The sequence below is a fragment of the Streptomyces sp. NBC_00820 genome (genome assembly GCF_036347055.1).
Lineage (GTDB): Bacteria > Actinomycetota > Actinomycetes > Streptomycetales > Streptomycetaceae > Streptomyces.
On record NZ_CP108882.1, the window covers coordinates 4,382,501 to 4,407,763 of the forward strand.

At 68.8% G+C, this 25,263-nt stretch carries 19 protein-coding genes, 1 tRNA gene and 2 rRNA genes (1 of these 22 running past the window's edge); 15 read left to right on the plus strand and 7 right to left on the minus strand.

All coding sequences use genetic code 11. The features are described 5' to 3' along the window. From OIB37_RS19820 to OIB37_RS19830, 3 genes are all read left to right on the plus strand, one after another. Positions 1 to 1,603 (plus strand): 23S ribosomal RNA (locus OIB37_RS19820); it begins 1,516 nt to the left of the window's first position. Between the two features lie 87 nt (positions 1,604 to 1,690). After that, positions 1,691 to 1,807: ribosomal RNA gene (rrf, locus tag OIB37_RS19825) — 5S ribosomal RNA — on the plus strand. A gap of 228 nt (positions 1,808 to 2,035) precedes the next feature. Then, on the plus strand, positions 2,036 to 2,380 hold the full coding sequence (locus tag OIB37_RS19830) for a MerR family transcriptional regulator (protein ID WP_330458943.1): 345 nt from the start codon (positions 2,036 to 2,038) through the stop codon (positions 2,378 to 2,380). Between the two features lie 301 nt (positions 2,381 to 2,681). On the opposite strand, the gene OIB37_RS19835 is transcribed toward OIB37_RS19830, so the two are convergent. Both OIB37_RS19835 and OIB37_RS19840 read right to left on the minus strand, forming a co-directional pair. Further along, positions 2,682 to 4,250, minus strand: a complete 1,569-nt coding sequence (locus tag OIB37_RS19835; RefSeq protein ID WP_330458944.1) for a DEAD/DEAH box helicase — start codon at positions 4,248 to 4,250, stop codon at positions 2,682 to 2,684. Positions 4,251 to 4,536: 286 nt separating this feature from the next. After that, a complete protein-coding gene (locus OIB37_RS19840; RefSeq protein ID WP_222974187.1) occupies positions 4,537 to 4,740 on the minus strand; it encodes a cold-shock protein in 204 nt (67 codons plus the stop codon). 482 nt (positions 4,741 to 5,222) lie between these two features. Between OIB37_RS19840 and OIB37_RS19845 the strand changes: the two genes are divergently transcribed. Both OIB37_RS19845 and OIB37_RS19850 read left to right on the plus strand, forming a co-directional pair. Continuing rightward, complete coding sequence (locus OIB37_RS19845; protein WP_330458945.1) at positions 5,223 to 5,414, plus strand: hypothetical protein; 192 nt, start codon at positions 5,223 to 5,225, stop codon at positions 5,412 to 5,414. Positions 5,415 to 6,205: 791 nt separating this feature from the next. After that, positions 6,206 to 7,525, plus strand: a complete 1,320-nt coding sequence (locus OIB37_RS19850) for a phosphatase PAP2 family protein (RefSeq protein WP_330458946.1) — start codon at positions 6,206 to 6,208, stop codon at positions 7,523 to 7,525. A gap of 48 nt (positions 7,526 to 7,573) precedes the next feature. On the opposite strand, the gene OIB37_RS19855 is transcribed toward OIB37_RS19850, so the two are convergent. Further along, positions 7,574 to 8,191, minus strand: a complete 618-nt coding sequence (locus OIB37_RS19855) for an SUKH-4 family immunity protein (protein ID WP_330461900.1) — start codon at positions 8,189 to 8,191, stop codon at positions 7,574 to 7,576. Between the two features lie 220 nt (positions 8,192 to 8,411). Continuing rightward, positions 8,412 to 8,485, minus strand: a tRNA-Gly gene (locus OIB37_RS19860). A 546-nt stretch (positions 8,486 to 9,031) separates the two neighbouring features. Between OIB37_RS19860 and dcd the strand changes: the two genes are divergently transcribed. Next, complete coding sequence (gene dcd, locus OIB37_RS19865) at positions 9,032 to 9,607, plus strand: dCTP deaminase (protein WP_330458947.1); 576 nt, start codon at positions 9,032 to 9,034, stop codon at positions 9,605 to 9,607. A gap of 13 nt (positions 9,608 to 9,620) precedes the next feature. Continuing rightward, entirely contained in the window at positions 9,621 to 10,118 is a 498-nt protein-coding gene (locus tag OIB37_RS19870) for a phosphoribosyltransferase (protein ID WP_330458948.1), read from the plus strand. A gap of 102 nt (positions 10,119 to 10,220) precedes the next feature. On the opposite strand, the gene OIB37_RS19875 is transcribed toward OIB37_RS19870, so the two are convergent. Beyond that, on the minus strand, positions 10,221 to 11,156 hold the full coding sequence (locus OIB37_RS19875) for a Yip1 family protein (protein ID WP_330458949.1): 936 nt from the start codon (positions 11,154 to 11,156) through the stop codon (positions 10,221 to 10,223). Between the two features lie 501 nt (positions 11,157 to 11,657). On the opposite strand from OIB37_RS19875, the gene OIB37_RS19880 reads away from it, so the two are divergent. Both OIB37_RS19880 and OIB37_RS19885 read left to right on the plus strand, forming a co-directional pair. Continuing rightward, positions 11,658 to 13,367 (plus strand): LCP family protein, encoded by a 1,710-nt coding sequence (locus OIB37_RS19880; RefSeq protein WP_330458950.1) that lies wholly within the window; start codon positions 11,658 to 11,660, stop codon positions 13,365 to 13,367. Between the two features lie 262 nt (positions 13,368 to 13,629). Then, complete coding sequence (locus OIB37_RS19885) at positions 13,630 to 13,956, plus strand: antibiotic biosynthesis monooxygenase family protein (protein ID WP_330458951.1); 327 nt, start codon at positions 13,630 to 13,632, stop codon at positions 13,954 to 13,956. Positions 13,957 to 14,043: 87 nt separating this feature from the next. Here the strand turns inward: OIB37_RS19885 and OIB37_RS19890 are convergent, their stop codons facing one another. Then, a complete protein-coding gene (locus OIB37_RS19890) occupies positions 14,044 to 16,311 on the minus strand; it encodes a (Fe-S)-binding protein (RefSeq protein ID WP_330458952.1) in 2,268 nt (755 codons plus the stop codon). 281 nt (positions 16,312 to 16,592) lie between these two features. On the opposite strand from OIB37_RS19890, the gene OIB37_RS19895 reads away from it, so the two are divergent. The 5 genes from OIB37_RS19895 to OIB37_RS19915 all read left to right on the plus strand — a co-directional run bounded on the left by OIB37_RS19895 (position 16,593) and on the right by OIB37_RS19915 (position 21,897). Continuing rightward, positions 16,593 to 17,618, plus strand: coding sequence for an MraY family glycosyltransferase (locus OIB37_RS19895; RefSeq protein ID WP_330458953.1), 1,026 nt, complete (start codon positions 16,593 to 16,595; stop codon positions 17,616 to 17,618). Positions 17,619 to 17,712: 94 nt separating this feature from the next. After that, a complete protein-coding gene (gene dnaK, locus OIB37_RS19900; protein WP_330458954.1) occupies positions 17,713 to 19,554 on the plus strand; it encodes a molecular chaperone DnaK in 1,842 nt (613 codons plus the stop codon). Then, positions 19,551 to 20,222, plus strand: a complete 672-nt coding sequence (gene grpE, locus OIB37_RS19905) for a nucleotide exchange factor GrpE (RefSeq protein ID WP_330458955.1) — start codon at positions 19,551 to 19,553, stop codon at positions 20,220 to 20,222. Before dnaK ends, grpE begins: the two co-directional genes overlap by 4 nt. A gap of 36 nt (positions 20,223 to 20,258) precedes the next feature. Beyond that, a complete protein-coding gene (dnaJ, locus tag OIB37_RS19910) occupies positions 20,259 to 21,434 on the plus strand; it encodes a molecular chaperone DnaJ (protein WP_330458956.1) in 1,176 nt (391 codons plus the stop codon). A gap of 7 nt (positions 21,435 to 21,441) precedes the next feature. Further along, positions 21,442 to 21,897 (plus strand): heat shock protein transcriptional repressor HspR, encoded by a 456-nt coding sequence (locus tag OIB37_RS19915; protein WP_330458957.1) that lies wholly within the window; start codon positions 21,442 to 21,444, stop codon positions 21,895 to 21,897. Positions 21,898 to 21,994: 97 nt separating this feature from the next. Here the strand turns inward: OIB37_RS19915 and OIB37_RS19920 are convergent, their stop codons facing one another. Next, positions 21,995 to 23,698, minus strand: coding sequence for a PA14 domain-containing protein (locus OIB37_RS19920; protein WP_330458958.1), 1,704 nt, complete (start codon positions 23,696 to 23,698; stop codon positions 21,995 to 21,997). A gap of 295 nt (positions 23,699 to 23,993) precedes the next feature. On the opposite strand from OIB37_RS19920, the gene OIB37_RS19925 reads away from it, so the two are divergent. Then, a complete protein-coding gene (locus OIB37_RS19925; RefSeq protein ID WP_330458959.1) occupies positions 23,994 to 25,100 on the plus strand; it encodes a sugar ABC transporter substrate-binding protein in 1,107 nt (368 codons plus the stop codon). Positions 25,101 to 25,263 lie beyond the last annotated feature (163 nt).

Sequence of the window (25,263 nt, forward strand, 5' to 3'; positions counted from 1 at the left end):
CCCGCTGTGAAGCGTCAAACATCGAACCAGACGATGCTAAGGCCGTGAAGCCGTTCCGGACCCTTCGGGGAAAGGAAAGTGGTGGAGCCGCTGAACCAGATCTGCAGTAGGTGAGTGATGGGGTGACGCAGGAAGGTAGTCCATCCCGGGCGATGGTAGTCCCGGGGTAAGGGTGTAGGACGTGCGATAGGTAAATCCGTCGCACACATAGTCTGAGACCTGATGCCGAGCCGATTGTGGCGAAGTGGATGATCCTATGCTGTCGAGAAAAGCCTCTAGCGAGTTTCATGGCGGCCCGTACCCTAAACCGACTCAGGTAGTCAGGTAGAGAATACCGAGGCGTTCGGGTGAACTATGGTTAAGGAACTCGGCAAAATGCCCCCGTAACTTCGGGAGAAGGGGGCCATCACCGGTGATTGGATTTACTCCATGAGCTGGGGGTGGCCGCAGAGACCAGCGAGAAGCGACTGTTTACTAAAAACACAGGTCCGTGCGAAGCCGTAAGGCGATGTATACGGACTGACGCCTGCCCGGTGCTGGAACGTTAAGGGGACCGGTTAGTGCGCTTTCGGGCGTGCGAAGCTGAGAACTTAAGCGCCAGTAAACGGCGGTGGTAACTATAACCATCCTAAGGTAGCGAAATTCCTTGTCGGGTAAGTTCCGACCTGCACGAATGGCGTAACGACTTCTCGACTGTCTCAACCATAGGCCCGGTGAAATTGCACTACGAGTAAAGATGCTCGTTTCGCGCAGCAGGACGGAAAGACCCCGGGACCTTTACTACAGTTTGATATTGGTGTTCGGTTCGGCTTGTGTAGGATAGCTGGGAGACTTTGAAGCATGCACGCCAGTGTGTGTGGAGTCGTCGTTGAAATACCAGTCTGGTCGTGCTGGATGTCTAACCTAGGTCCGTGATCCGGATCAGGGACAGTGTCTGATGGGTAGTTTAACTGGGGCGGTTGCCTCCTAAAGAGTAACGGAGGCGCCCAAAGGTTCCCTCAGCCTGGTTGGTAATCAGGTGTTGAGTGTAAGTGCACAAGGGAGCTTGACTGTGAGACCGACGGGTCGAGCAGGGACGAAAGTCGGGACTAGTGATCCGGCGGTGGCTTGTGGAAGCGCCGTCGCTCAACGGATAAAAGGTACCCCGGGGATAACAGGCTGATCTTCCCCAAGAGTCCATATCGACGGGATGGTTTGGCACCTCGATGTCGGCTCGTCGCATCCTGGGGCTGGAGTCGGTCCCAAGGGTTGGGCTGTTCGCCCATTAAAGCGGTACGCGAGCTGGGTTTAGAACGTCGTGAGACAGTTCGGTCCCTATCCGCTGTGCGCGTAGGAATATTGAGAAGGGCTGTCCCTAGTACGAGAGGACCGGGACGGACGAACCTCTGGTGTGCCAGTTGTCCTGCCAAGGGCATGGCTGGTTGGCTACGTTCGGGAGGGATAACCGCTGAAAGCATCTAAGCGGGAAGCCTGCTTCGAGATGAGTATTCCCACCTCCTTGAGAGGGTAAGGCTCCCAGTAGACGACTGGGTTGATAGGCCAGATCTGGAAGCCCGGTAACGGGTGGAGGTGACTGGTACTAATAGGCCGAGGGCTTGTCCTCAGTTGCTCGCGTTCACTGTGTTGGTTCTGAAACCACGAACAGCCCCGCTGTAAAAGGCGGTGCGGCAGTTCAACAGTTTCATAGTGTTTCGGTGGTCATAGCATGAGGGAAACGCCCGGTTACATTCCGAACCCGGAAGCTAAGCCTCATAGCGCCGATGGTACTGCAGGGGGGACCCTGTGGGAGAGTAGGACGCCGCCGAACAATTTTTGAGAAAACCCCCGCATCGAAAGATGCGGGGGTTTTCTGCGTTCCAGGACCGGAACGCTTTTACACTGCGGGATGGTAGCGGAGCGCAGGGGCGGAGCCTGTGGGCACATCTCCTACCGCCGCAGCAGGTTCCGATGGGATGCGGCTAGAGTTTTCGACTGACAGGGGAAGACCTCCCCTCTGTTGCGGGCCGTCTCCTGCGCGGGCCGCGGGAAGGAGCACATGCCCGAGGAAGACCGGCCGGATCCCGCCGACCGGCTCGACGACGACCACTTCCCGGCGTACACCATGGGCCGCGCCGCCGAGCTGATCGGCGCCACGCCCGGTTTCCTCCGGGCCCTCGGAGAGGTACGGCTCATCACCCCGACGCGGTCGGAGGGTGGACATCGCCGTTACTCGCGTCATCAGCTGAGACTCGCGGCCCGTGCCCGTGAACTGGTCGACCAGGGCACTCCGGTCGAGGCGGCCTGCCGCATCATCAGCCTGGAGGACAGGCTGGAGGACGCTCTGCAGGCCAACGGGAAACTGCGCAGAGCAGGCGGAGGAGCCGGCGCCGGCGCGGAGTGAGAACCTGCCGCCGACGAAGAAGCGCGGGGCAGAAGCGCGAAGAAGCGCGAGGGGCCTGGCGGGAACGGTGTTCCTGGTTCCCGCGGGCGTGCGTGTACCGCGGCCCGCTCGGGTACTCAGCAGATGGAACGTCCGGTTGGGACCGCAGCTCGGCGGACCCGCACTCGTGGAGATGCTCCACGCGTCCCCGCGGGTGCGTCATGGGAGGGCGGCAGACGGTGTCGTCGCTCCTCCGGGGGTCGTACTCGGGTCGGCGGACGAGCCGGACGCACGCGCGTCCGGTCCCGCCCGCCAGGCAGGTCTAAGGCTTCGACCTCTGATCGTTGCCCTGCGCCCCACGCGCCCCCTGCGCGCGCGGGTTCGTCCTCTGGTCCGTTCCGGAGGAGGAGCGGCGGCCCCGGGCGGGACGTCCGCCCCTGCCGCCGCGGGTGGAGGACCCCGTGCGCTTGGGGCGCTCGACGGCCGGCGCGGCCACGGTGACGGGCACGCCGGAGGGAGCCTGGGCGCCGGTGATACGGCTCAGCTCGGCAGCGCCGGGACGGACCCTGGTGCTCTGCGGGGTGATTCCGGCGTCGTTCATCAGGCGGGTCATCGCGCCGCGCTGATGGGGAAGCACCAGCGTGACCACGGTGCCGGACTCGCCGGCGCGGGCGGTACGTCCGCCGCGGTGCAGGTAGTCCTTGTGGTCACTGGGCGGGTCGACGTTGACGACCAGGTCGAGGTCGTCGACGTGAATGCCACGGGCCGCGACGTTGGTGGCGATCAGGGCCGTGACGTGGCCGTCCTTGAACTGGGCGAGGGTGCGGTTGCGCTGCGACTGGGACTTGCCGCCGTGCAGGCCCGAGGCGAGCACGCCGACGGACAGCAGCTTCTTCACCAGTCGGTCCACCGCGTGCTTGGTGTCCAGGAACATGATCACTCGCCCGTCGCGAGCGGCGATCTCCGTCGTGGTGTCGTGCTTGTCGTCGTCGGCCACGTGCAGCACGTGATGCTCCATCGTGGTGACGGAGGCGGCGGACGGGTCGACCGAGTGGACCACCGGGTCGTGCAGATAGCGGCGCACCAGGAGGTCGATGTTGCGGTCGAGGGTCGCCGAGAACAGCAGACGCTGGCCGCCTGGACGCACCTGGTCGAGCAGGGCGGTCACCTGCGGCATGAAGCCCATGTCGGCCATCTGGTCGGCCTCGTCCAGGACCGTGATGGCGACCCGGCTCAGGTCGCAGTCGCCGCGGTCGACGAGGTCCCGGAGCCGGCCGGGTGTCGCGACGACGACCTCGGACCCACCGCGCAGCGCGCTCGCCTGACGGCCGATCGACATGCCGCCCACCACCGTGGTGAGACGCAGGCGCAGCGCGCGGGCGTAGGGGGTGAGGGCGTCGGTGACCTGCTGGGCCAGTTCCCGGGTGGGTACGAGCACGAGCGCCAGCGGCTGCCGGGGCTCGGCCCGCTGCCCCGCGGTGCGGGCGAGCAGGGCGAGGCCGAAGGCGAGGGTCTTGCCCGAACCCGTGCGGCCACGGCCCAGAACGTCCCGTCCGGCCAGGGAGTTCGGCAGCGTCGCCCCCTGGATGGGGAACGGCACGGTGACGCCCTCGGCGCGCAGCGCCGTCAGCAGGCGGTCAGGCAGGGGCAGTTCGGCGAACGTCTCGACCGCCGGCAGCGCGGGGGAGACGGTGACCGGCAGAGCGAAGTCCTCGCGCGGGGCGGTGCGACGGCCGCTGGACGTGCCACGCCCGCCCTTGGCCGTACGGGAAGGGGCGCCGCGTCGTCCGGCCTCCGGGGAGCGGAAGCGGGAACGCGCATCGGATCCGCCGGAGCGTCCGCCTGTCCGGGACCGGGACGAGCCGTCGGTCGTGCGAGAAGTGCGGTCCAAGCGGTCCAAGTGGAACCTTCCTCGATGCGGCACGAATCGAGGAATTCCCCTCGGCCGTGAACAGCCGTATCGGGATTCACAAGAAATGGGCCGAAGAAAAACAAAAAGGCCGGCATCGGAGCCGCGAGCTGGTTACGCGGACTGATTCGATGCGGCGTATCGCCGCGATCTGTTCCGAAGAGGCGGCCGGGGTCCGCGCGGCGAAGCCTGCAGAGCGGAGAAACACAACGGGCCGAGGCCCGCACCCCAAGGGGTGCGGGCCCCGGCCGGGTGCGACGCGTCGACGTCAGGCGGGAACGATGTTCTCGGCCTGCGGGCCCTTCTGGCCCTGGGTGACGTCGAAGGTGACCTTCTGGCCTTCCTGAAGCTCACGGAAGCCCTGGGTGGCGATGTTCGAGTAGTGGGCGAACACGTCAGCGCCGCCACCGTCCTGCTCGATGAAGCCGAAGCCCTTTTCCGAGTTGAACCACTTCACGGTGCCAGATGCCATATTGAATCTCCTTAGGGGCAGTGCCCGGACTCCACACCTTGTGGGCCCGGAGTCGCCGCGATGATCACCCCTCCGGAGATGCCCGAACGAGTACACGAAGTCTCTGGTTGACCAAAACTGCAACTCTTATCAAGGTAGCACAGGCTGCCGCGCGCGACCTTGTGTTTTCCGTAATTCTCGGTGGCGCCGACAGTAAAGCTGGCAGAACCCCGCACACCTTTCTGTGCTCGCTGCGGTAGATATCCGGTGTGGGGTGACCGCTTCGTCCACGATCTACGGGTACGTCGGCCGAACCTTCTCCAGGGTGCCGTAGAACGGGAGGTCTCCGGCACACTTTGCGGACGGCCCGCGCCCGCGGCCCCGCGACGCACCGCGGAACGGGGGGACCGCAAAAGGCGCGGACAGCGACAACGGGACCCTCCGGCTGGTGCCCGCCCGACCTGTACCTCGTACGACTGAAGGCGCGGGACGAACTCGAGCGGGTGGGTGCACAACTCCCTCCGGACGTCGCCTCCTTGCTGCGGGACGCTCTGGAGCCCCTGGACGCCCTGTTCGCCGGACTCACCGTCGACGACACCGGTTCCCTGCTCCGCGAGGAGCTGGGCCGCCCGCACGGCGCCGCGACCGAGTACGGCCGGTGGTGGGACCGCCGTCCCGATCCCCTGCCGTGGTGAAACGCCGCTCCGGCCCTCCTCGCCGTACGGCCGTTGCGGCGGCCCTCGGTGGAACACCAGCCCCACGTCGCTGACCTGGGGCTTCGGGAGGAGCGGGTGAACCGAACCCGCGCTCTCGGCTGGGTAGCCGATGCCGCTTGGCCGTCCCCATACCTATTGACCTGCGCAGATTTGCTGTGTTTCCCTCGGCCTGAGGGTCTGGTGGCTTCGCCGACCGACCGTGGTTGTCCGCTCTGAAGGGCATACCGAGGGCGCGGCGGCGTGCAGGGGCGGATCGAGGGGGCGTGGGGTGTCTCGGGGCTGTGGGGGCTTCATCGGAGTCGGAGTCGCCGGCGAAGCGATGGCGTCGCACAGGCGCGTTCCTCGACCTGGCCTGCCCCGGCGGCGGGCGCCACGGGGTCGACGCTCCTCGATGCGGGCCTTCAGAGCATGAGTCCTCAAGCCGGCCCTTGGCGCTTTTCGCGGGCCGCCGAACGAACTCCTGACGTCGCCGTCCGGGACGATCGTGGCGCGGGAGGTGTCCCGGCCGCAGAGCACCTTCACGCGGGCTGTCGTGGCGCCCTGCGCCGGTGTGGGGGCCACGGGTCATCACCGGCGGGGTTTCCAGGGGGAAGCCCCGCACCGGGCCGGAATCCGGACCGCGAACCTTCCGCCCTGCTTCGACGGGCGACACGACCGACATCGAACAAAGCGGCCGAAAATTGAAAAAGACAACACCGCAGGACTTTTCGCGAATAGGCCGAAGAGTCGCGTTCTCCGTGTGGCGTCGACCGCGGGCGAGACTCTGGGCCGTGGCGGGTGTCGCGGGCCTCGGATTCCTCATGGCGTTGGAACTCACCGCGCGTCGCTACGGCCTGCCGGGGCCTGTCACCAGCCAGGCGCGGGAGCTGATATTCCCTCCCAGGTCGGGCGGCCTGCTGTACGCCGCCATGGCGTTGACGATGGTGGTGCTCACCTGGCGGCAACGGTTCATCGCCTTGGGTGCCGCGATAGGTGTCGACGTCACCTTCTGGGCGGTCCGGTGGGCGACCGACTTCAAGGTGACCGACGGCCACCCCTTCGGCAACGGGGCGCTGTGGGTGATGCTGGGCTGCGCGGTCGTCGCCGTCACCCGCCGCACCGGCCCGGAACGGGTCCTGCTGCTGAAGGGTGTCGGGCTGGGACTGCTGCTGATGGCCGGCCGCAAGGCCGGTGACACCTGGCTGCTCATCACCTCGAAGACCCGTCCGGCCGTGCTGGACCAGTACGTGGCGACCGCCGATCACGCGCTGGGCAACCCGTCGTGGCTGGCCGGCAGGATCGTCACGGCCACCGGCCCCGTCGGCTACAACTTCCTCGACATCGTCTACGGCCAGCTCGCGGTGGCCGCGGTCGTCGTCGCGCTGTACCAACTGCGGGGCGTCGCGGCCGAACGCCGCTTCCCGCGCCACCACCTGGTGCGCACTTTCCTGGTGATCGGCCTCATCGGGCCGGTGTTCTACATGATCTTCCCGGTGGTCGGACCGGTCTTCGCCTACGGCACCGGCACCGCGCACTGGGCGCCGATCCGCCTGTGGCCGCCGGACATCCACCCCAGCTGGCACTGGGCGGTGGCCGACCTGTGGCCCCGGACACCGCCGCCGGTCGGCACCCCGCACCACATGCCGTTCGACGCGATCACCCCACGGAACTGCATGCCCAGCCTGCACACGGCGTGGGCTGTCGCGATCTTCATCCATTCCCGGAAGGGCCCGCGGGCTCTGCGCTGGGCAGGCACGTTCTGGCTGATCGCCACGCTCTGCGCAACGCTGGGATTCGGCTATCACTACGGCGTGGATCTCATCGCCGGCGTGGTCTTCACGCTCACGATCGAGACCGCCCTGCGCTCGTTCGACCGCGGCTGGGACCGACCAGGCATCCAGCTGGCCGCCTACGGCGCGACGGTCTTCACGGCACTCCTGGTGTCGTATCGCTGTCTGCCGTTGGAAATGGCCACGCATCCGTGGCTCTTCGGACCCCTCCTCCTGCTGGCCATGACCTCGGTGATCTACGGCTACCTACGGCTCACCGCACTGTGGGAACCGGGCACCGCACCGGCACGGCAACCGCAACCACAACCCGAACTGATCTGAACCGCGGCGCATCGGAGCGCGCGGTGCGTGGACGGCAGTGGCCGGCGATCACCCGTAGAGCGAGCGGGCTCCCGGGCTGTCGCCCCTGAAGCGCCGGCCCGCGGCAATCTCCTCGCCGACCACCGACCAGACGGTCTCGTCGTCCTGGAAGGGGAGCGGGTCGACGCTGCTCGTCTCCTGACGGATGCGCTCGACCTCGCCCTCCAGGCGCTCGAAGCCGGCTTCCTCGTCGCCGTCGTCACCGCTGAAGGTGAACTCGTCGAGCAGGCGCTGGAGCCGGAGGGTGACCTGGACGAGGGAGGAGACGTCCGTGTGGAGCTCCCGCACGGTCTCCTCGTCGGCGTCGAAGGCGTACACCTTGCCGGAACCGGGGTCGAGGGCGAGGTGGGCGTTGAGCAGCCAGCCGATGACGGGCCATTGGCCCGCGTCCTTCGAGGCGTCCTCGAAGTCCTCGACGTCGACGACGTCCTGGACGAGGGGCAGCCGACCGGAGTCCTCGTCGGGCTCACGCGGCCGGAGCGTCCCGGTGGGGACGCCGACGGTCTGCAGCAGGCGCGCGCCCTCGGTGTCCGCGGCGGCGGGCGGGAAGGCGGTGGCGGGCAGGACCGCGAGCCGGTCCTCGCCGAAGATGTCGGCGAGTTCGCCGCGGGTGATGTCGAAAAGCACTGCCGGAACTCCGAACTCGGCGGCGAAGCAGGTGTCGTGGGACGCCCGGTGGACGGAAGCGGCCACGACAACAGCTTTGCGGATCAAATTCGACGCGGGCGCCCGTGTCGTCGTACTTCCGGCCTTCCTTCACGCGGAGCTGAGGCAGCACCTCGCCTGGTTCGCCGAGAAGGAGCCGGACAACAAAGAACCCCCGGGTCACTGACCTGGGGGTTTCGCGTGGAGCGGGTGACGAGAATCGAACTCGCGCTCTCAGCTTGGGAAGCTGATGTTCTACCATTAAACTACACCCGCGTAAGACGATCGGAGCCCCGTGAAGGGGTGATCCCGAACGCTCGCTCACTGTACCTCATCGCAGACCCCCGGTGCTCGGACCGCGGGGTCCGGGTGCGTTGAGGGGGTTGGATCCCGGTGCAGGGGTGGCGAGTTGGGGCGTACGGTGGGGGCGTGCGAGAGGGTCCGGGCGGCTCGGAGTGCCGCCTGGAGAGTCGTCTCCTTGATCCCGTAATGTGGCTTTTGTCGTCAGGGCAGTAAGCCCGACGAGGTTCTTGGGGAAGGGACTTAAGGGACTTGATGGAACGCACCGTCGTCCGCTGCGCGGATGGGCACGTCTTCAGCACCGCTTCGTTCCCGATGCAGCAGGCCGAGCGGCTCGGCCCCGGCAGGCTTCTGAGGTGTCCGCGGTGTACGCGGCTCCGCAGTGTGGTGCCGGTCGCCCTGCAGAAGCGGTAGCGGCGCCAGGCCGATGGTTCGGCCGTAAGCCGTAGACGCACGGGTTTCACAGGCGCGCGCAGTCGTCACGATTGTCACGACTCCGCGCGCCTTGCGTATCCTCGGGGGGTGCTTCTCTCAGACAAGGACATCCGGGCCGAGATCGATGCCGGGCGTGTACGGATCGATCCCTACGAAGAGTCCATGGTGCAGCCGTCGAGCATCGACGTACGGCTGGACCGCTACTTCCGGGTGTTCGAGAACCACCGGTACCCCCACATCGACCCCTCGGTCGAGCAGGCGGATCTCACACGGCTGGTGGAACCCGAGGGCGACGAGCCGTTCATCCTCCACCCCGGGGAGTTCGTGCTGGCCTCGACGTACGAGGTGATCTCGCTCCCCGACGATCTCGCCTCCCGCCTGGAGGGCAAGAGCTCGCTCGGCCGGCTCGGGCTCGTCACCCACTCCACCGCCGGGTTCATCGACCCGGGGTTCAGCGGTCACGTGACCCTGGAGCTGTCCAACCTCGCCACCCTGCCGATCAAGCTCTGGCCGGGCATGAAGATCGGCCAGCTGTGCATGTTCCGGCTGAGCTCGCCCTCCGAGTACCCCTACGGCACCGAGCGCTACGGCTCCCGGTACCAGGGGCAGCGCGGGCCGACCGCCTCGCGGTCCTTCCAGAACTTCCATCGGACCCAGGTGTGAGGGCGGCGACGACATGAGTGACGTGCGGGAGAACCTGACCTACGAGCGCTTCGGCACCGCCATCCGCGAGCTGGCGCAGACCATCGCCGACGACGGCTACGAGCCCGACATCGTGCTGAGCATCGCCCGTGGCGGTGTGTTCGTCGCCGGCGGCCTCGCCTACGCGCTGGACTGCAAGAACATCCACCTGGTGAACGTCGAGTTCTACACCGGTGTGGGGACGACCCTCGAGATGCCCGTCATGCTCGCGCCCGTCCCCAACGCCATCGACTTCTCCGACAAGAAGGTGCTCATCACCGACGACGTCGCCGACACGGGCAAGACGCTGAAGCTCGTGCACGACTTCTGCCTCGACCACGTCGCCGAGGTGCGCTCCGCGGTGATCTACGAGAAGTCCCACTCCCTCGTGAAGTGCGAGTACGTCTGGAAGCGGACCGACGAGTGGATCAACTTCCCGTGGAGTGTCGAGCCGCCCGTGGTGAAGCGCGCAGGGCAGGTCCTCGACGCCTGAGGTGACAGAGGCGCCAGAGGTGCCTGAGGTGACAAGGGCTACAGCGTGAAGAAGGCCCCCGGCGAGCTGCCGGGGGCCTTCCTCATGCGCGGGGCGCGGCTGTCAGAACGTGCCCAGCTTCACGATCGACAGCAGCGCGACCAGCTGGATCGCCGAGGCGCCCAGCGCCTTCGGCCAGGGCAGGTCGTGGGAGCGGGAGACCATCAGGGTGAACAGGGCTCCCGCGCCGATCCAGGTGATCCAGCCGAGCACCTGCACGAAGCCGGCGTCGCCGCCGGCGAACATCGCGACGACGAGGCGTGGGGCGTCCGTGAGGGACATGATCAGCATGGACAGGCCGACCGTGGGCTGCCAGGCGCCGTCGCCGCCGAGCTGGCGGGCCAGGGTGTGGGTGACCACGCCCAGGATGAAGGAGCTCAGCACGATCGTGACGGCGGTGACCAGGACGATCGGGATCGCGTTGGAGAGCGTCGCGCCGATCACGTCCTGGCGGGCGCCGTCGAAGCCGAAGACGGCGAGCAGGCCGTAGAGGAAGGTGACGATCAGGGCCGGGGCCCACATCGTGTAGTCCCGCATGCGCAGGAAGGTCTGGGCGGGGGAGAGGACGACTCCCTTCAGTAGCTCCTTCCAGTGCAGCGGCGGGCCGATCGGGCCGGCGGGCGCGGCCGCGCCGGCGTGGTAGGTCGCGCCCTGGGTGTACCCGGCGGCCTCGTCGATCGAGAACGCCTGGGTGTGGCCCGGGCTGTCGGCCGCGTACGGGTCCGGGGCGCCGCCGGGGCCCTGCCCCGGGTAGCCGCCGTCGCCGAAGTACTCCGGTCCGTCGTCCGCGGGGCCCGGGTAGCCGTGCGCCTGTCCCTGCCGGGACTGCTGCGGGTACGACGGCTGCGGCGCCGACGGGTAGCCGTATGCCGGGCCGCCGGGCTGTCCCGGCCCGTGCCCGTGTCCCTGCCCGCGTCCGTACGACGGTCCTTGCGGAGCCTGCTGTCCCTGGGGAGCCCGGTCGTCCCGGCCCCCGCCTCCGATCCTGAATCCAGCCACTCATCGAACGTACCTGGTCCCGGCCGGTGACGTGCCGGACCCGGGCGTCCGGGCCCGGCTTTGCGGCCGACCTGTGACATCCCCCGACCGGAGCCGGGCGGTGCCGTCCGGCGCGGAACGAGGTGCGCGGCGCCCGCTCGGCGGCCGTTCCCCGCAGCCGCCGGAGGGCTCCGACGGCGTCGGGAACCACGGCCCCTCCCCGTCCGTCCATCCGGCGGATCCTGTGCACCGGGGGATCGCCGCAGACCGGGACGGCGGTAAAGCCCGATAAAAGGGCTGACCGACAGTCAGCGGGGATCGGATGGTTTGTCCAGTTGAGGAGCGGCGGGAATTTGGCACGGGCATGACTGGACGCGGGACCGGGCGGCTAGGGTGAGCGCTCCGGCCGGACCCGGACCGGACCGGGGGTCGACCGGCCCGCAACAGGCAACGGGAGACCGGCGATCGAGCGCCCGGGCGGTGGGCGCCACGTGGCACCGACGGGGGAGGGCCCGAACAACCGTGGACACGCAAGGACGTAGGAACATCGACCCGGCGGACCAGTGGGTCCTTGATCCGGAGACTGGCACCTACCAGTTGCGCCTGGAGCCGGAGACCCCTCCGTCACAGAGCGTGCCCGCCCAGGGTGGTCGCGGTGAGCGCCGCAGGCAGCAGGAGACGCAGCGGCCGCCGCGGCAGCGCAGGTCTCCCGAGGACGACGGCGACAAGACCGCCCCCGGCGGGCGGGTCGCCCGCCGCGAGGCCCGGCCGAAGAAGTCCAAGAACAAGAAGGCGCTGATCTGGACGGCGGGGGCGGTCGGCCTGGTGCTGGTGGTCGCGAGCGGCGGCGGCTATCTGCTGTACGAGCACTTCAACAACAACATCAACACCGTCGACATCGGTGACGTGGGCAACAAGAACGCCACCTTCGACGGCCCGATGAACATCCTGGTGATCGGCACCGACAGCCGCGAGGGCCTCGGCACCAAGTACGGCGACGCCAACAGCGTCGGGCACGCCGACACCACGATCCTGTTCCACGTGTCGAAGGACCGCACGAACGCGACGGCGATGAGCATCCCGCGTGACCTGGTCACCGGCATCCCGAACTGTCCGACGAAGCAGAAGGACGGCTCCACCAAGGTCGTCCCGGGCGCCCCCCAGGGCTCGTTCGGCCCGAAGTTCAACGTCAGCCTGGGACAGCAGGGCCGTGACCCCGGCTGCACCATGCGCACGGTGACGAAGCTGACCGGGCTCACGGTCGATCACTTCATGATGGTCAACTTCGAGGCCGTGAAGACGCTGTCCGCCGCGGTCAACGGTGTGCCGATCTGCCTCACTCACTCCATCGACGACACGGCGGCCGACGGTACGGGCTCGCACCTCCACCTGAGCGCGGGGCCGCACCGGGTCCAGGGCGAGGACGCGCTGAAGTTCGTCCGCACCCGCCACTCGCTGCGGAACGGCAGCGACCTGGACCGGATCAAGCTCCAGCAGCAGTTCCTCGGCTCGATGATCCGTGAGATGAAGTCCCAGAACACGATCACCAACCCGAGCAAGCTCTTCAAGCTCGCCAACGCCGCCACCAAGGCGCTCACCGTCGACACGGGCATCGGCAGCGTGAAGAAGCTGTCGGACCTGGCGCAGGACCTCATCAAGGTCGACGCCAAGCACATCACCTTCACCACGCTCCCGGTCAAGGACAACCCGGCCGAGGGGGAGAAGCACGCGACGGTCGTCGTCGACGAGGCGACGGCGCAGCCGCTCTTCGAGATGCTGAAGAACGACGTCTCGCTCACCGAGGTGGCCAAGCAGAAGAAGCAGGCCACCGACGCCAAGCTGCACGGCCCCAAGGCCGCCGCGGCCGACGTGCGCGTCAAGGTGTTCAACGGCAGTGGCACGTCCGGCGCGGCCCAGGCGACCGTCGGCTGGCTGCAGAACGACAAGGGCGCAACCCGCTCGACCAACGGCGGCAACGCGCCGGCCCAGGCGCCGAAGACCACCCTGGTCTACGCCCCGAACCAGGCCGACCAGGCCCGCGCCCTGGCCGACATGATGGGCCTGTCCGCCTCGGCGCTCCACCCGGGCACCACCGACGCGGACCCCACCGCGAACATGACGCTGACCCTCGGCGCGGACTTCAAGGGGGCGGGTATATCCCTGGCGGCCCCGACGAAGGCTCCGGCGGACATCCAGCGCGCCGAGGCCGACAAGGGCACCTGCGTCGGGTGAGCGGGCGGAACTGCGAGCCTGGGACGCCCCTCTGACGGCCCGGCAGCACGGCACCGTCCGGAAGGCAGGGGCGCCGCGGCGCACGCCGTGCACGCGGGGCGCGCGGCCGGCCTCGCTGACCGCGCCGGCGGGCCGGGGAGCGATCCACGCGCGCGAGGGACGTGACGGGGGTGACCGGCGACGGCCGGCGAACCGGTGGCGTGTTTCCGGCGGTGCGGGTGCCGCTTCGGCCGGGAGCGGTGGGGCGGGGCAGGATGGGGGCATGAGCGTAGTCAAGATCAACGTGCTGACCGTGCCCGCCGAGCAGCGGGAGGTGCTGGAGCAGCGGTTCGCGCACCGCGCGCACGCCGTGGAGAACTCGGACGGGTTCGAGTGGTTCGAGCTGCTGCGGCCGGTCGAGGGCACCGACCAGTACCTCGTCTACACCCGCTGGCGGGACGAGGCGTCGTTCCAGGCATGGATGGAGGGGCCGATGAAGGCCGCGCACCAGGGCACCGAGGGGGGCGGGGAGCGGCCCAGGCCCGCCGCGTCCGGCTCCACGCTGTGGTCCTTCGAGGTGGTCCAGCAGGCGGAGCCCAAGAGCGCCTGACGGACGACGAGGCGCCCCGGACGGACGACGGCGCCCCCTGACCCGTGCGGGTCGGGGGGCGCCGTCGGCTTCTTCAGCGGCCGGGGGTCACTTCACCGGCTCGGGCTCCGGCTCGCTCGCCGGCTCCTCCGCTTCGGCCGGGTCGGCCGGGGTCCTGACGGAGTCCAGCAGGAGCTGGGCGACGTCGACGACCTGGATGGACTCCTTGGCCTTGCCCTCGTTCTTCTTGCCGTTGACCGAGTCGGTCAGCATGACGAGGCAGAACGGGCAGGCGGTGGAGACGATGTCCGGGTTGAGGGAGAGTGCTTCGTCGACGCGCTCGTTGTTGATGCGCTTGCCGATCCGCTCCTCCATCCACATCCGGGCGCCGCCGGCGCCGCAGCAGAAGCCGCGCTCCTTGTGGCGGTGCATCTCCTCGTTCCTGAGGCCCGGGACCTTGCCGATGATCTCGCGCGGGGGCGTGTAGATCTTGTTGTGGCGGCCCAGGTAGCAGGGGTCGTGGTAGGTGATGATGCCCTCGACCGGGGTGACGGGGATCAGCTTGCCCTCGTCGACCAGGTGCTGGAGCAGCTGGGTGTGGTGGATGACCTCGTAGTCGCCGCCGAGCTGCGGGTACTCGTTGCCGAGCGTGTTGAGGCAGTGCGGGCAGGTGGCGACGATCTTCTTCGCCGACTTGGGCTTCTTGGTGCTCTCGTCCTCGTCGTCCTCGCCGAACGCCATGTTCAGCGACGCGACGTTCTCCATGCCGAGCTCCTGGAACAGGGGCTCGTTGCCGAGGCGGCGGGCGGAGTCACCGGTGCACTTCTCGTCGCCGCCCATGATCGCGAACTTGACGCCCGCGATGTGGAGCAGCTCGGCGAAGGCCTTGGTGGTCTTCTTGGCGCGGTCCTCCAGGGCGCCGGCGCAGCCGACCCAGTAGAGGTACTCGACCTCGGAGAGGTCCTCGATGTCCTTGCCGACGACCGGGACCTCGAAGTCGACCTCCTTGGTCCACTCCAGGCGCTGCTTCTTCGCCAGGCCCCAGGGGTTGCCCTTCTTCTCCAGGTTCTTGAGCATCGTGCCCGCCTCGGACGGGAACGCGCTCTCGATCATCACCTGGTAGCGGCGCATGTCGACGATGTGGTCGATGTGCTCGATGTCGACCGGGCACTGCTCGACGCAGGCGCCGCAGGTGGTGCAGGACCACAGGACGTCGGGGTCGATGACGCCGTTCTCCTCGGCGGTGCCGATGAGCGGGCGCTCGGCCTCGGCGAGGGCCGCGGCGGGCACGCCGGCCAGCTGCTCCTCGCTCGCCTTCTCCTCGCCCTCCATGCTCTTGCCGCCGCCCGCGAGCAGGTAGGGCGCCTTGGCGTGCGCGTGGTCGCGCAGCGACATGATGAGGAGCTTGGGGGAGAGCGGCTTGCCGGTGTTCCAGGCGGGGCACTGCGACTGGCAGCGGCCGCACTCGGTGCAGGTGGAGAAGTCCAGCAGGCCCTTCCAGGAGAACTGCTCGACCTGGGAGACGCCGAAGACGTCGTCCTCGCCGGGGTCGGTGAAGTCGATCGGCTCGCCGCCGGACGTCATCGGCTGGAGCGCGCCGAGGGCGGTCCCGCCGGTGGCCTCGCGCTTGAACCAGATGTTCGGGAACGCGAGGAAGCGGTGCCAGGCCACACCCATGTTGGTGTTGAGCGAGACCACGATCATCCAGACGAAGGACGTCCCGATCTTGATCGTCGCGGTCAGGTACACCAGGTTCTGCAGCGTGGGGACGCCGAGGCCCTTGAAGGCGAGCACCAGCGGGTACGAGGCGAAGTACGCGGCCTCGTAGTGGTCCACGTGGTGCAGGGCGCCTTCCAGGCCGCGCAGGGCGTAGATCGCCAGGCCGATGGTGAGGATGACGTACTCGACGAAGTACGCCTGGCCGGACTTGGAGCCGGCGAAGCGGGACTTGCGGCCCGGGCGCGACGGCAGGCTCAGCAGCCGGACGGCCATGAGCGTGAGGATGCCCAGGGTCGTCATCACGCCGATGAACTCGATGTACAGCTCGAACGGCAGGAATTCGCCGATGAGCGGCAGTGTCCAGTCGGCCTGGAAGAGCTGGCCGAAGGCCTGGGCGAGGGTCGGCGGCAGCGTCAGGAAGCCGATGGCCACGAACCAGTGGGCGACGCCCACGATGCCCCACCGGTTCATACGGGTGTGGCCGAGGAACTCCCGTACCAGCGTCACGCTGCGCTGGTAGGGGTTGTCGGTTCGGGTGCCGGCGGGTACGGGCTGGCCCAGTTTGAAGTACCGGACGAACTGTCCGACGGCACGGGCTAGCAGCGCGACGCCGACCACGGTCAGGACCAGCGACACGATGATCGCGGCGAGTTGCATGGGGGCTCCTGAGGCGGCCTTTGGATGACGAGCTTGGCTGACTTGGGCTGAGCTAAATTACTAAGCGGTAACTTATGCAGTCCGTCTGAGACTACCCCTATCCTCCGTCGGGATGCAGTACGGCGCGGGGTGATCTGGGTCGCTGAGGGGCACCTTCGCCGCCTTGGCGGACGCCTCCGCCGGCCCGTTCGCCGCCCGCCGGACACCCGTCCGGACACCCGGCAGGCAATCAGATCGTGTTATTCATCCAGAATTGCCGCGTTCGCGCCTAACTTGGATCCGTGCTCTACGGGATCGCCGCGGCCGCCGCCGCTCTCCTCCTCGCCGCCGTGCTCACGGCGCTGCTGCGGGTGCCCGCGCTCAGGGCGGGCGTCGTCGACCGGCGCCGGCAGCGGCAGAGACCCCTGCCGCTGCTCGGCGGACTCGCCGTCGTGTCCGTGACCTGCCTGGTCGCGGGGGCGGGGCAGTGGACGGGCGTCGCCCCGCTCGGGGACGGCGTCGGCCGGCTGCTCGCCGCCGGCGCCGGCGTCGCCGCGCTGGGGCTGGTCGCCGACGTGTGGCGGCTGCGCGCGCGGGTGCTCGTCGCCGGTACGGCGGTGGCGGCGGCCTGCGTGGTGCCGTACGGCGAGACGGGCGTCGGGGGCGGGATCCTGGCCGTGGGGTGGATCGTCCTCGCCTCCGTCGCCTTCCAGGGGCTCGACCACGCCGACGGGCTCGCCGGGACCGTGGGAGTGGTCACGGCGTTCGGGGCGGCGGCCTGCGCCGCCGTCGAGGTGATGGACGGCCTGGCCGTGCTGCTCAGCGTGTTCGCCGCCGCCCTCACCGGCTTCCTGATGCACAACTGGCATCCCGCGCGGGTCGGACTCGGGGCCTGCGGGGCGCTGTTCACCGGGTTCCTGCTGTCCTCGTCCGCCGTCTTCACACGCGCGGGCTACCGGCTCGTGCCGACCGCGGGCGTGCTGTTCTGTCTGGGTGCCGTCCCGGTCGCGGACTTCCTGCTCGTAGTCCTGGCGCGGCGGGCGGGGCGCCGGCCCCTGCTGCGGCGCGGGCCCGACCACCTCGCGCACCGGCTGCGCCGGCTCGGCCTCACCCCGTCGGGCGCGGCGGTGCTGCTGGGGGCCGGGTCCTTCTCCGCGGTGCTCGTGGGGGTGCTCGTCCACACGGGCTGGACCGGCGGGTCGGCCGCGCTGTGGGTGGCGGGCGGGAGCCTGGCCGCCGTGGCCGTACTCCTTCGGGGGCCTGTCCAGGCGCACCGTGGAACCGCTTCGACGCAGGTCACCGGGCGGTTGCGTGTAAGGAACGGATAAGACTTGAGTCGCGATGACTCATGTCTGTTGACCACGCGGGGCCACTCGTGCACACTTGAGTCTGTTCCACTCAAGTCAGCTGGAGGAATCAACCATGGCACGTGCGGTCGGCATCGACCTGGGCACGACTAACTCCGTCGTGAGCGTTCTGGAAGGCGGCGAGCCCACCGTCATCACCAACGCCGAGGGTGCCCGGACCACGCCGTCCGTCGTCGCCTTCGCGAAGAACGGTGAGGTGCTCGTCGGCGAGGTCGCCAAGCGCCAGGCGGTCACGAACGTGGACCGGACCATCCGCTCGGTGAAGCGCCACATGGGCACGGACTGGAAGATCGAGCTCGACGGCAAGGTCTTCAACCCGCAGCAGATGTCCGCGTTCATTCTGCAGAAGCTGAAGCGGGACGCCGAGGCCTACCTGGGCGAGAAGGTGACCGACGCGGTCATCACCGTCCCGGCCTACTTCAACGACTCCGAGCGTCAGGCGACGAAGGAGGCCGGCGAGATCGCGGGTCTGAACGTCCTTCGCATCGTCAACGAGCCGACCGCCGCCGCGCTGGCGTACGGCCTCGACAAGGACGAGCAGATCATCCTCGTCTTCGACCTCGGTGGCGGCACCTTCGACGTGTCCCTCCTGGAGATCGGCGACGGCGTCGTCGAGGTGAAGGCCACCAACGGCGACAACCACCTCGGTGGTGACGACTGGGACCAGCGTGTCGTCGACTACCTGGTGCAGCAGTTCAAGGCCGGCCACGGTGTGGACCTCGCCAAGGACAAGATGGCCCTGCAGCGCCTCCGTGAGGCCGCCGAGAAGGCCAAGATCGAGCTGTCCTCGTCCACCGAGACCTCGATCAACCTGCCCTACATCACGGCCTCCGCCGAGGGCCCGCTGCACCTGGACGAGAAGCTCACCCGCGCCCAGTTCCAGCAGCTGACCGCCGACCTGCTGGAGCGCTGCAAGACGCCGTTCCACAACGTCATCAAGGACGCCGGCATCCAGCTCGGCGAGATCGACCACGTCGTCCTCGTCGGTGGCTCCACCCGTATGCCCGCCGTGGCCGAGCTCGTCAAGGAGCTGACCGGCGGCAAGGACGCCAACAAGGGCGTGAACCCGGACGAGGTCGTCGCCATCGGCGCCGCCCTGCAGGCCGGTGTCCTCAAGGGCGAGGTCAAGGACGTCCTGCTCCTCGACGTCACCCCGCTGTCCCTCGGTATCGAGACCAAGGGCGGCATCATGACCAAGCTCATCGAGCGCAACACCACGATCCCGACCAAGCGGTCCGAGATCTTCACGACGGCCGAGGACAACCAGCCGTCCGTGCAGATCCAGGTCTACCAGGGCGAGCGCGAGATCGCGGCGTACAACAAGAAGCTCGGCATGTTCGAGCTGACCGGTCTGCCGCCGGCGCCGCGTGGCGTCCCGCAGATCGAGGTCGCCTTCGACATCGACGCCAACGGCATCATGCACGTGACCGCCAAGGACCTGGGCACGGGCAAGGAGCAGAAGATGACCGTCACCGGCGGCTCCTCGCTGCCGAAGGACGAGGTCGACCGCATGCGCCAGGAGGCCGAGCAGTACGCGGAGGAGGACCACCGCCGCCGCGAGGCCGCCGAGACCCGCAACCAGGGCGAGCAGCTCGTCTACCAGACCGAGAAGTTCCTCAAGGACAACGAGGACAAGGTCCCGGGCGAGATCAAGACCGAGGTCGAGGCCGCGATCGCCGAGCTGAAGGAGACGCTCAAGGGCGAGGACAGCGCGGAGATCCGTACGGCCACCGAGAAGGTCGCCGCCGTCTCGCAGAAGCTGGGCCAGGCCATGTACGCCGACGCCCAGGGCGCCCAGGCCGCCGGCGGCGCCTCCGCCGACGCCGGTGAGGCCAAGGACGACGACGTCGTCGACGCCGAGATCGTGGACGACGAGCGCAAGGACGGTGCCGCGTGACGGAGGAGACCCCGGGCTTCGAGGAGAAGCCCGACGTCCCCTCCGGCGCGACCCCCGACGACGCCGAGCCGAAGGCCGCTCCCGACAAGGGAGCGGCCCCGGCCGGGGACGGAACAGCTGACGCGGCCCTGGTGGCCCAGCTGGACCAGGTGCGTACGGCGCTCGGTGAGCGCACGGCGGACCTCCAGCGCCTCCAGGCCGAGTACCAGAACTACCGCCGACGGGTCGAGCGCGACCGGATCGCGGTCAAGGAGATCGCCATCGCGAACCTCCTGACCGAGCTCATGCCCACGCTCGACGACATCGGCCGCGCGCGGGAACACGGCGAACTGGTCGGCGGCTTCAAGTCGGTGGCCGAGTCGCTGGAGACCGTGGCGGCCAAGATGGGCCTGCAGCAGTTCGGCAAGGAGGGCGAGCCCTTCGACCCGACGATCCACGAGGCGCTGATGCACTCCTACGCGCCCGACGTCACCGAGACGACGTGCGTCGCGATCCTGCAGCCCGGTTACCGCATCGGTGAGCGCACCATCCGCCCCGCGCGGGTGGCCGTCGCCGAGCCGCAGCCCGGCGCGCAGGCCGTCAAGGGCGACGAGTCCGGTGAGGGCGAGGAGAGCGCGGCGGCCGCGCAGGCCGACGAAAAGGAGAACGGTGGCCCGGAGGAGGGCTGACGTAATCACCGCGGACAGGAAGGAGGGACGTCGGGGATGAGCACCAAGGACTTCATCGAGAAGGACTTCTACAAGGTCCTCGGCGTCCCCAAGGACGCCACCGAGGCCGAGATCAAGAAGGCGTACCGGAAGCTCGCCCGCGAGTTCCACCCGGACGCCAACAAGGGCAACGTCAAGGCCGAGGAGCGCTTCAAGGAGATCTCCGAGGCGAACGACGTCCTCGGTGACGCCAAGAAGCGCAAGGAGTACGACGAGGCTCGCGCCCTGTTCGGCAACGGCGGCTTCCGCCCCGGGCCGGGCGCGGGCGGCGGAAACTTCAACTTCGACCTGGGCGACCTCTTCGGTGGCAATGCCCAGCAGAGCGGAGGCGGTTTCGGCGGCGGCATCGGTGACGTCTTCGGCGGCCTGTTCAACCGGGGCGGCGCGGGGGGTACGACACGTACCCAGCCGCGCCGCGGCCAGGACGTCGACACCGAGGTCACCCTCAGCTTCACCGAGGCGATCGAAGGCGCGACGGTCCCGCTGCGGATGACCTCGCAGGCGCCCTGCAAGGCCTGTTCCGGCACCGGCGACAAGAACGGCACGCCGCGTGTGTGCCCGACCTGCGTCGGCACCGGGCAGGTCGCCCGCGGCTCGGGCGGCGGCTTCTCGCTGACCGACCCGTGCCCCGACTGCAAGGGCCGCGGGCTGATCGCCGAGCACCCCTGCCTGGAGTGCAGCGGCAGCGGCCGCGCCAAGTCCTCGCGGACCATGCAGGTCCGCATCCCGGCGGGCGTCACCGACGGGCAGCGGATCCGGCTGCGCGGCAAGGGCGCCCCCGGCGAGCGGGGCGGACCGGCGGGTGACCTCTACGTCACCGTGCACGTCGGCGAGCACCCGGTGTTCGGGCGCAAGGGCGACAACCTCACCGTCACCGTGCCGGTGACGTATCCCGAGGCGGCTCTCGGCGGCGAGGTGCGGGTGCCCACCCTGGGCGGTCCCGCCGTCACGCTGAAGCTGCCGCCGGGCACGCCCAACGGCCGCACCATGCGGGCGCGGGGCAAGGGCGCGGTCCGCAAGGACGGCAGCCGCGGTGATCTGCTGATCACCGTCGAGGTGAGTGTCCCGAAGGACCTCTCGGGGAAGGCTCGTGACGCGTTGCAGGCGTATCGCGAGGCGACCGCGGAGGAGGACCCGCGGGCGGAGCTGTTCGAGGCCGCGAAGGGAGATTGAGAGGCCCATGGACACACCCGGTCGTCGGCGCAACCCGTACGAACTGACCGAGGAGACCCCGGTCTACGTCATCTCGGTGGCGGCCCAGCTCTCCGGTCTCCACCCGCAGACCCTGCGGCAGTACGACCGGCTGGGTCTGGTCTCTCCCGACCGCACCGCCGGCCGGGGCCGGCGCTACTCGGCCCGCGACATCGAACTGCTCCGCCAGGTGCAGCAGTTGTCGCAGGACGAGGGCATCAACCTGGCGGGCATCAAGCGCATCATCGAACTGGAGAACCAGGTCGCCGCGCTCCAGTCCCGCGTCGCGGAGCTGGAGTCGGCCCTGGACGGCGCGGCGGCCACGATGCAGCAGCGCGAGGCCGCCGTCCACGCCTCCTACCGCCGCGACCTGGTCCCGTACCAGGAGGTCCAGCAGACCAGCGCGCTGGTCGTCTGGCGGCCCAAGCGGCAGCAGAAGGACTGAGCAAAGCCACGCAAGGGGCCCGGAGCATCCTCCGGGCCCCTTTCGCGTGTCCCGGTGCTCAGGAGGCTCGGGGAGGCTCAGGGCGAGCCCGGGAGGCTCAGGGCGCGAGGGAGGCCCAGTCGGCACCCGGCGCGGACTCGGTGCCGTCGGCCCGCAGGGCGGTCACCCGGTAGAAGTGGGTGGTGCCCCTGGCGGCGCCGGTGTCCTGGTAGGAGGTCCCCGTCGGGGCCGCCAGCTTCTCGTAGGCCTCGGTGTCCGGGTTCCAGCGGTAGACCTGGTAGCCGGTGGCATCGGCCACGCTGTTCCAGGACAGTGCGACGCCCGTACCCTCGGCGGTCGCCGACAGCCGGACCGGCGAGCCCTCGGGCGTCGCCTCGCTCGGCGTCATGTCCAGCTCGGTCGCGGTCACGGCCTCGGTGGGGCCGTTCCACTCGATGGCGGAGTTCCCCGCGTCGTCCACGGCGTCCACGAAGAAGCAGGTCTCCTCGCCGTCCGGGAGCACGGTGTAGGCGAAGGAGATCTCCTCGGGCGAGACGTAGTACGTCCCGACGGCGTAGCAGACCTGGTCGTCCGGGTCGCCCACCAGCTCGCCCCGGTGGACCGTGTAGTACTTCAGGTCCGTGGCCGGGTTCCTGTCCCACTCCAGCGCGAAGCCGTACTCGGTCGGGGTGACGTTCAGCCCGGTGACGAGCGCCGGCGCGTCGTTGTCCCAGATCCTGCCCGTCAGGGGTTCGGAACGGGCGGACTCGTTGCCCGCCGCGTCGACGGCCGAGACGCGGTAGGAGTACGTGACGTTCTTGGCGGCCGTGGTGTCCAGGTACGAGAGCCGGTCCGTGGTGCCGAGCGCGGTGTACGCGCCGCTCGTGCCCGTCGCCCGGAAGACGCGGTACGACACCGCGTCCGCGGCCTTGCCCCAGCCGACCTCCAGGCCGCCCGTACCCCCGCCCGGGGTCACCTCGCCGGTCGCGCGCACGAGGGCGGGCACGGCGGGCGCGACCAGGTCGGCGGCGGTCACGGCCTGGTCCGCCGTCCCCGTCGACTCGTTGCCGGCCCTGTCGTGGGCGCGGACCTCGTAGTAGTACGTCCCGCCCGTCTTCGGCAGGGAGCCGTCGGTGTACGAGGTGGACGCCGAGGTGGTCGTGGCGAGCGGCACGGCGGCGAACGACGTGCCCTTCAGGCGCCGGTAGACGCGGTAGCCGGCGAGGTCCATCTCCATGTTCCTGGCCCAGGTCAGCCTGGCCCTGCCGGTGGCGCTGTCGTACGACACCGAAGGACCCGTCGGGGCAAGGGGCTTGACCTTGTCGATGTCGGCCGAGGTCCGGGGCTGGTACGCGAAGGAGACGTTCGCGGCGCCGGTCCAGTTGGCGTAGTCGACGCGCAGGGTGTGCTTGCCCGAGGGGATCGTGACGTTGACGGTCTTCTTCACCGTCGTCGAGACGTTCTTCCAGAGGTCGGCCTTGCGGACGCCGTCGAGGTAGACGCGGATGCCGTCCTGGGCGGCGACCGGCAGGGAGAAGGGGCCGCCGGAGCCGAAGTCGCGGGTCACGCTCCAGCGGACGCCGAAGTTGTCCTTCGGCAGGCCGGTGGCGGGGGCACCCGTGCCCCAGTTCTCGCTGATCGCCGAGTCGCAGTCGGTCTTCTTCGGGCTGCCGGAGAAGGCCGTGTTCGCGTAGAACGTCCGAGTGAACACCGGCGAGGCGCAACTCGTCGCGGCGGAAGCGGAGATGGTGGCCGCGTTCAGCAGGCCGCCGGCGGTGGCGAGCGCGACCGCCGTGGCGGTCACGTGTCTGGCTGGGTTCATTCGCTCCTCTGATCGAGCGCTTCAGGCGGCACGCACCGCCGCCGATCTCGACCGCCGGGCAGGCGGATTGGTTGCCCCGTCCTTTGCCTCTTCGTGAGCTTCTTTTGGATGGAGAGGTCGTAAAGAGCGTTTGGAGGGGGTTACGCACCCTCTTCACAGAGTCACCCGAGCGTGCTGTTGCGGACTCGTTAAGTAGTACTTCTTGACGCCGAGTGGCTACTCCGCGTTGTCTTTTCAGACACCTGGGTCGTAAAGAAGCACCCACGTCCGGATCGCACCTGAAGTGAGCCCTCGAATGCGTCGTATCGCCATGTCCGTGGCCGCGTCCACGATGATCCTCTCGCTCGCCGGCTGCGGTGTGCTGGACGCGACGGGCAGCGGTGCCAGCGCGAGCCCGACCAAGGGTGACGAGCTCACCGTGGGGCTCCTGCTGCCGGAGAAGGCGAACACCCGCTACGACAAGTTCGACTTCCCCATCATCAAGAGCAAGGTCGCCGAACTGACCCACAAGAAGGGCAAGGTGGCCTACGCCAACGCCGACGCGGACGCGACCCGGCAGGCCGGCCAGATGCAGCAGATGATCGACGAGCGGGTCGACGTCATCCTGGTCGACGCGGTCGACTCGCACGCCATCGCGGGCGAGGTGCGCAAGGCCAAGGACGCGGGCATCCCGGTCATCGCCTACGACCGGCTGGCCGAGGGCCCGATCGACGCGTACATCTCCTTCGACAACGAACTCGTGGGCGAGGTGCAGGGCCGCTCGCTGCTGGAGGCGCTGGGGTCCAAGGCCGACACCTCCGACAAGATCGTCATGATGAACGGCTCGCCCACCGACCCGAACGCCAAGCAGTTCAAGCAGGGCGCGTTCTCCGAGCTGAACGGCAAGGTGACGATCGCCAAGTCCTACGACACCACGGACTGGAAGCCGGAGAACGCCACGGCCAGCATGACCGAGGCGATCAACTTCATCGGCAAGGGCAACATCGCCGGTGTCTACGCCGCCAACGACGGCATGGCGGGCGGTGTCATCAAGGCCCTCAAGGCCGCGGGCCTCACCACGATGCCCCCGATCACCGGCCAGGACGCCGAACTCGACGCGGTACAGCGGATCCTCGTCCACGAGCAGTACATGAGCGTCTACAAGTCCTACCCGGACGAGGCCGAGACCGCCGCCCAGATGGCCGTCAACAAGATCCAGGGCAAGGACATCCAGTTCGACGCCCTCACCCAGGACCGGGTCGACAGCCCCACCGACAAGCAGATCCCGGCCAAGCTCGTCCAGGTGACCGCCCTCACCGCGAGCAACATCAAGGAGACCGTCGTCGCGGACGGCATCTACTCGATCGGTGACATCTGCACCGCCCGGTACAAGGCCGCCTGCACGGCGGCCGGTCTGCGGTAGCACCGGGCGATGGGCGCGGCGCGTCAGCGGACGCGCGGGGCGCGGTGAGTGGCCGGTCGGCCGTTCGCCGCGCCGTGCTCATGAGCGGCCCCCTTCCGTCACCCCTCCCGTGACCTCATCCCGTGACCTCATCCCGTGACGTCCCTCAGCTTGTTGCATCGTG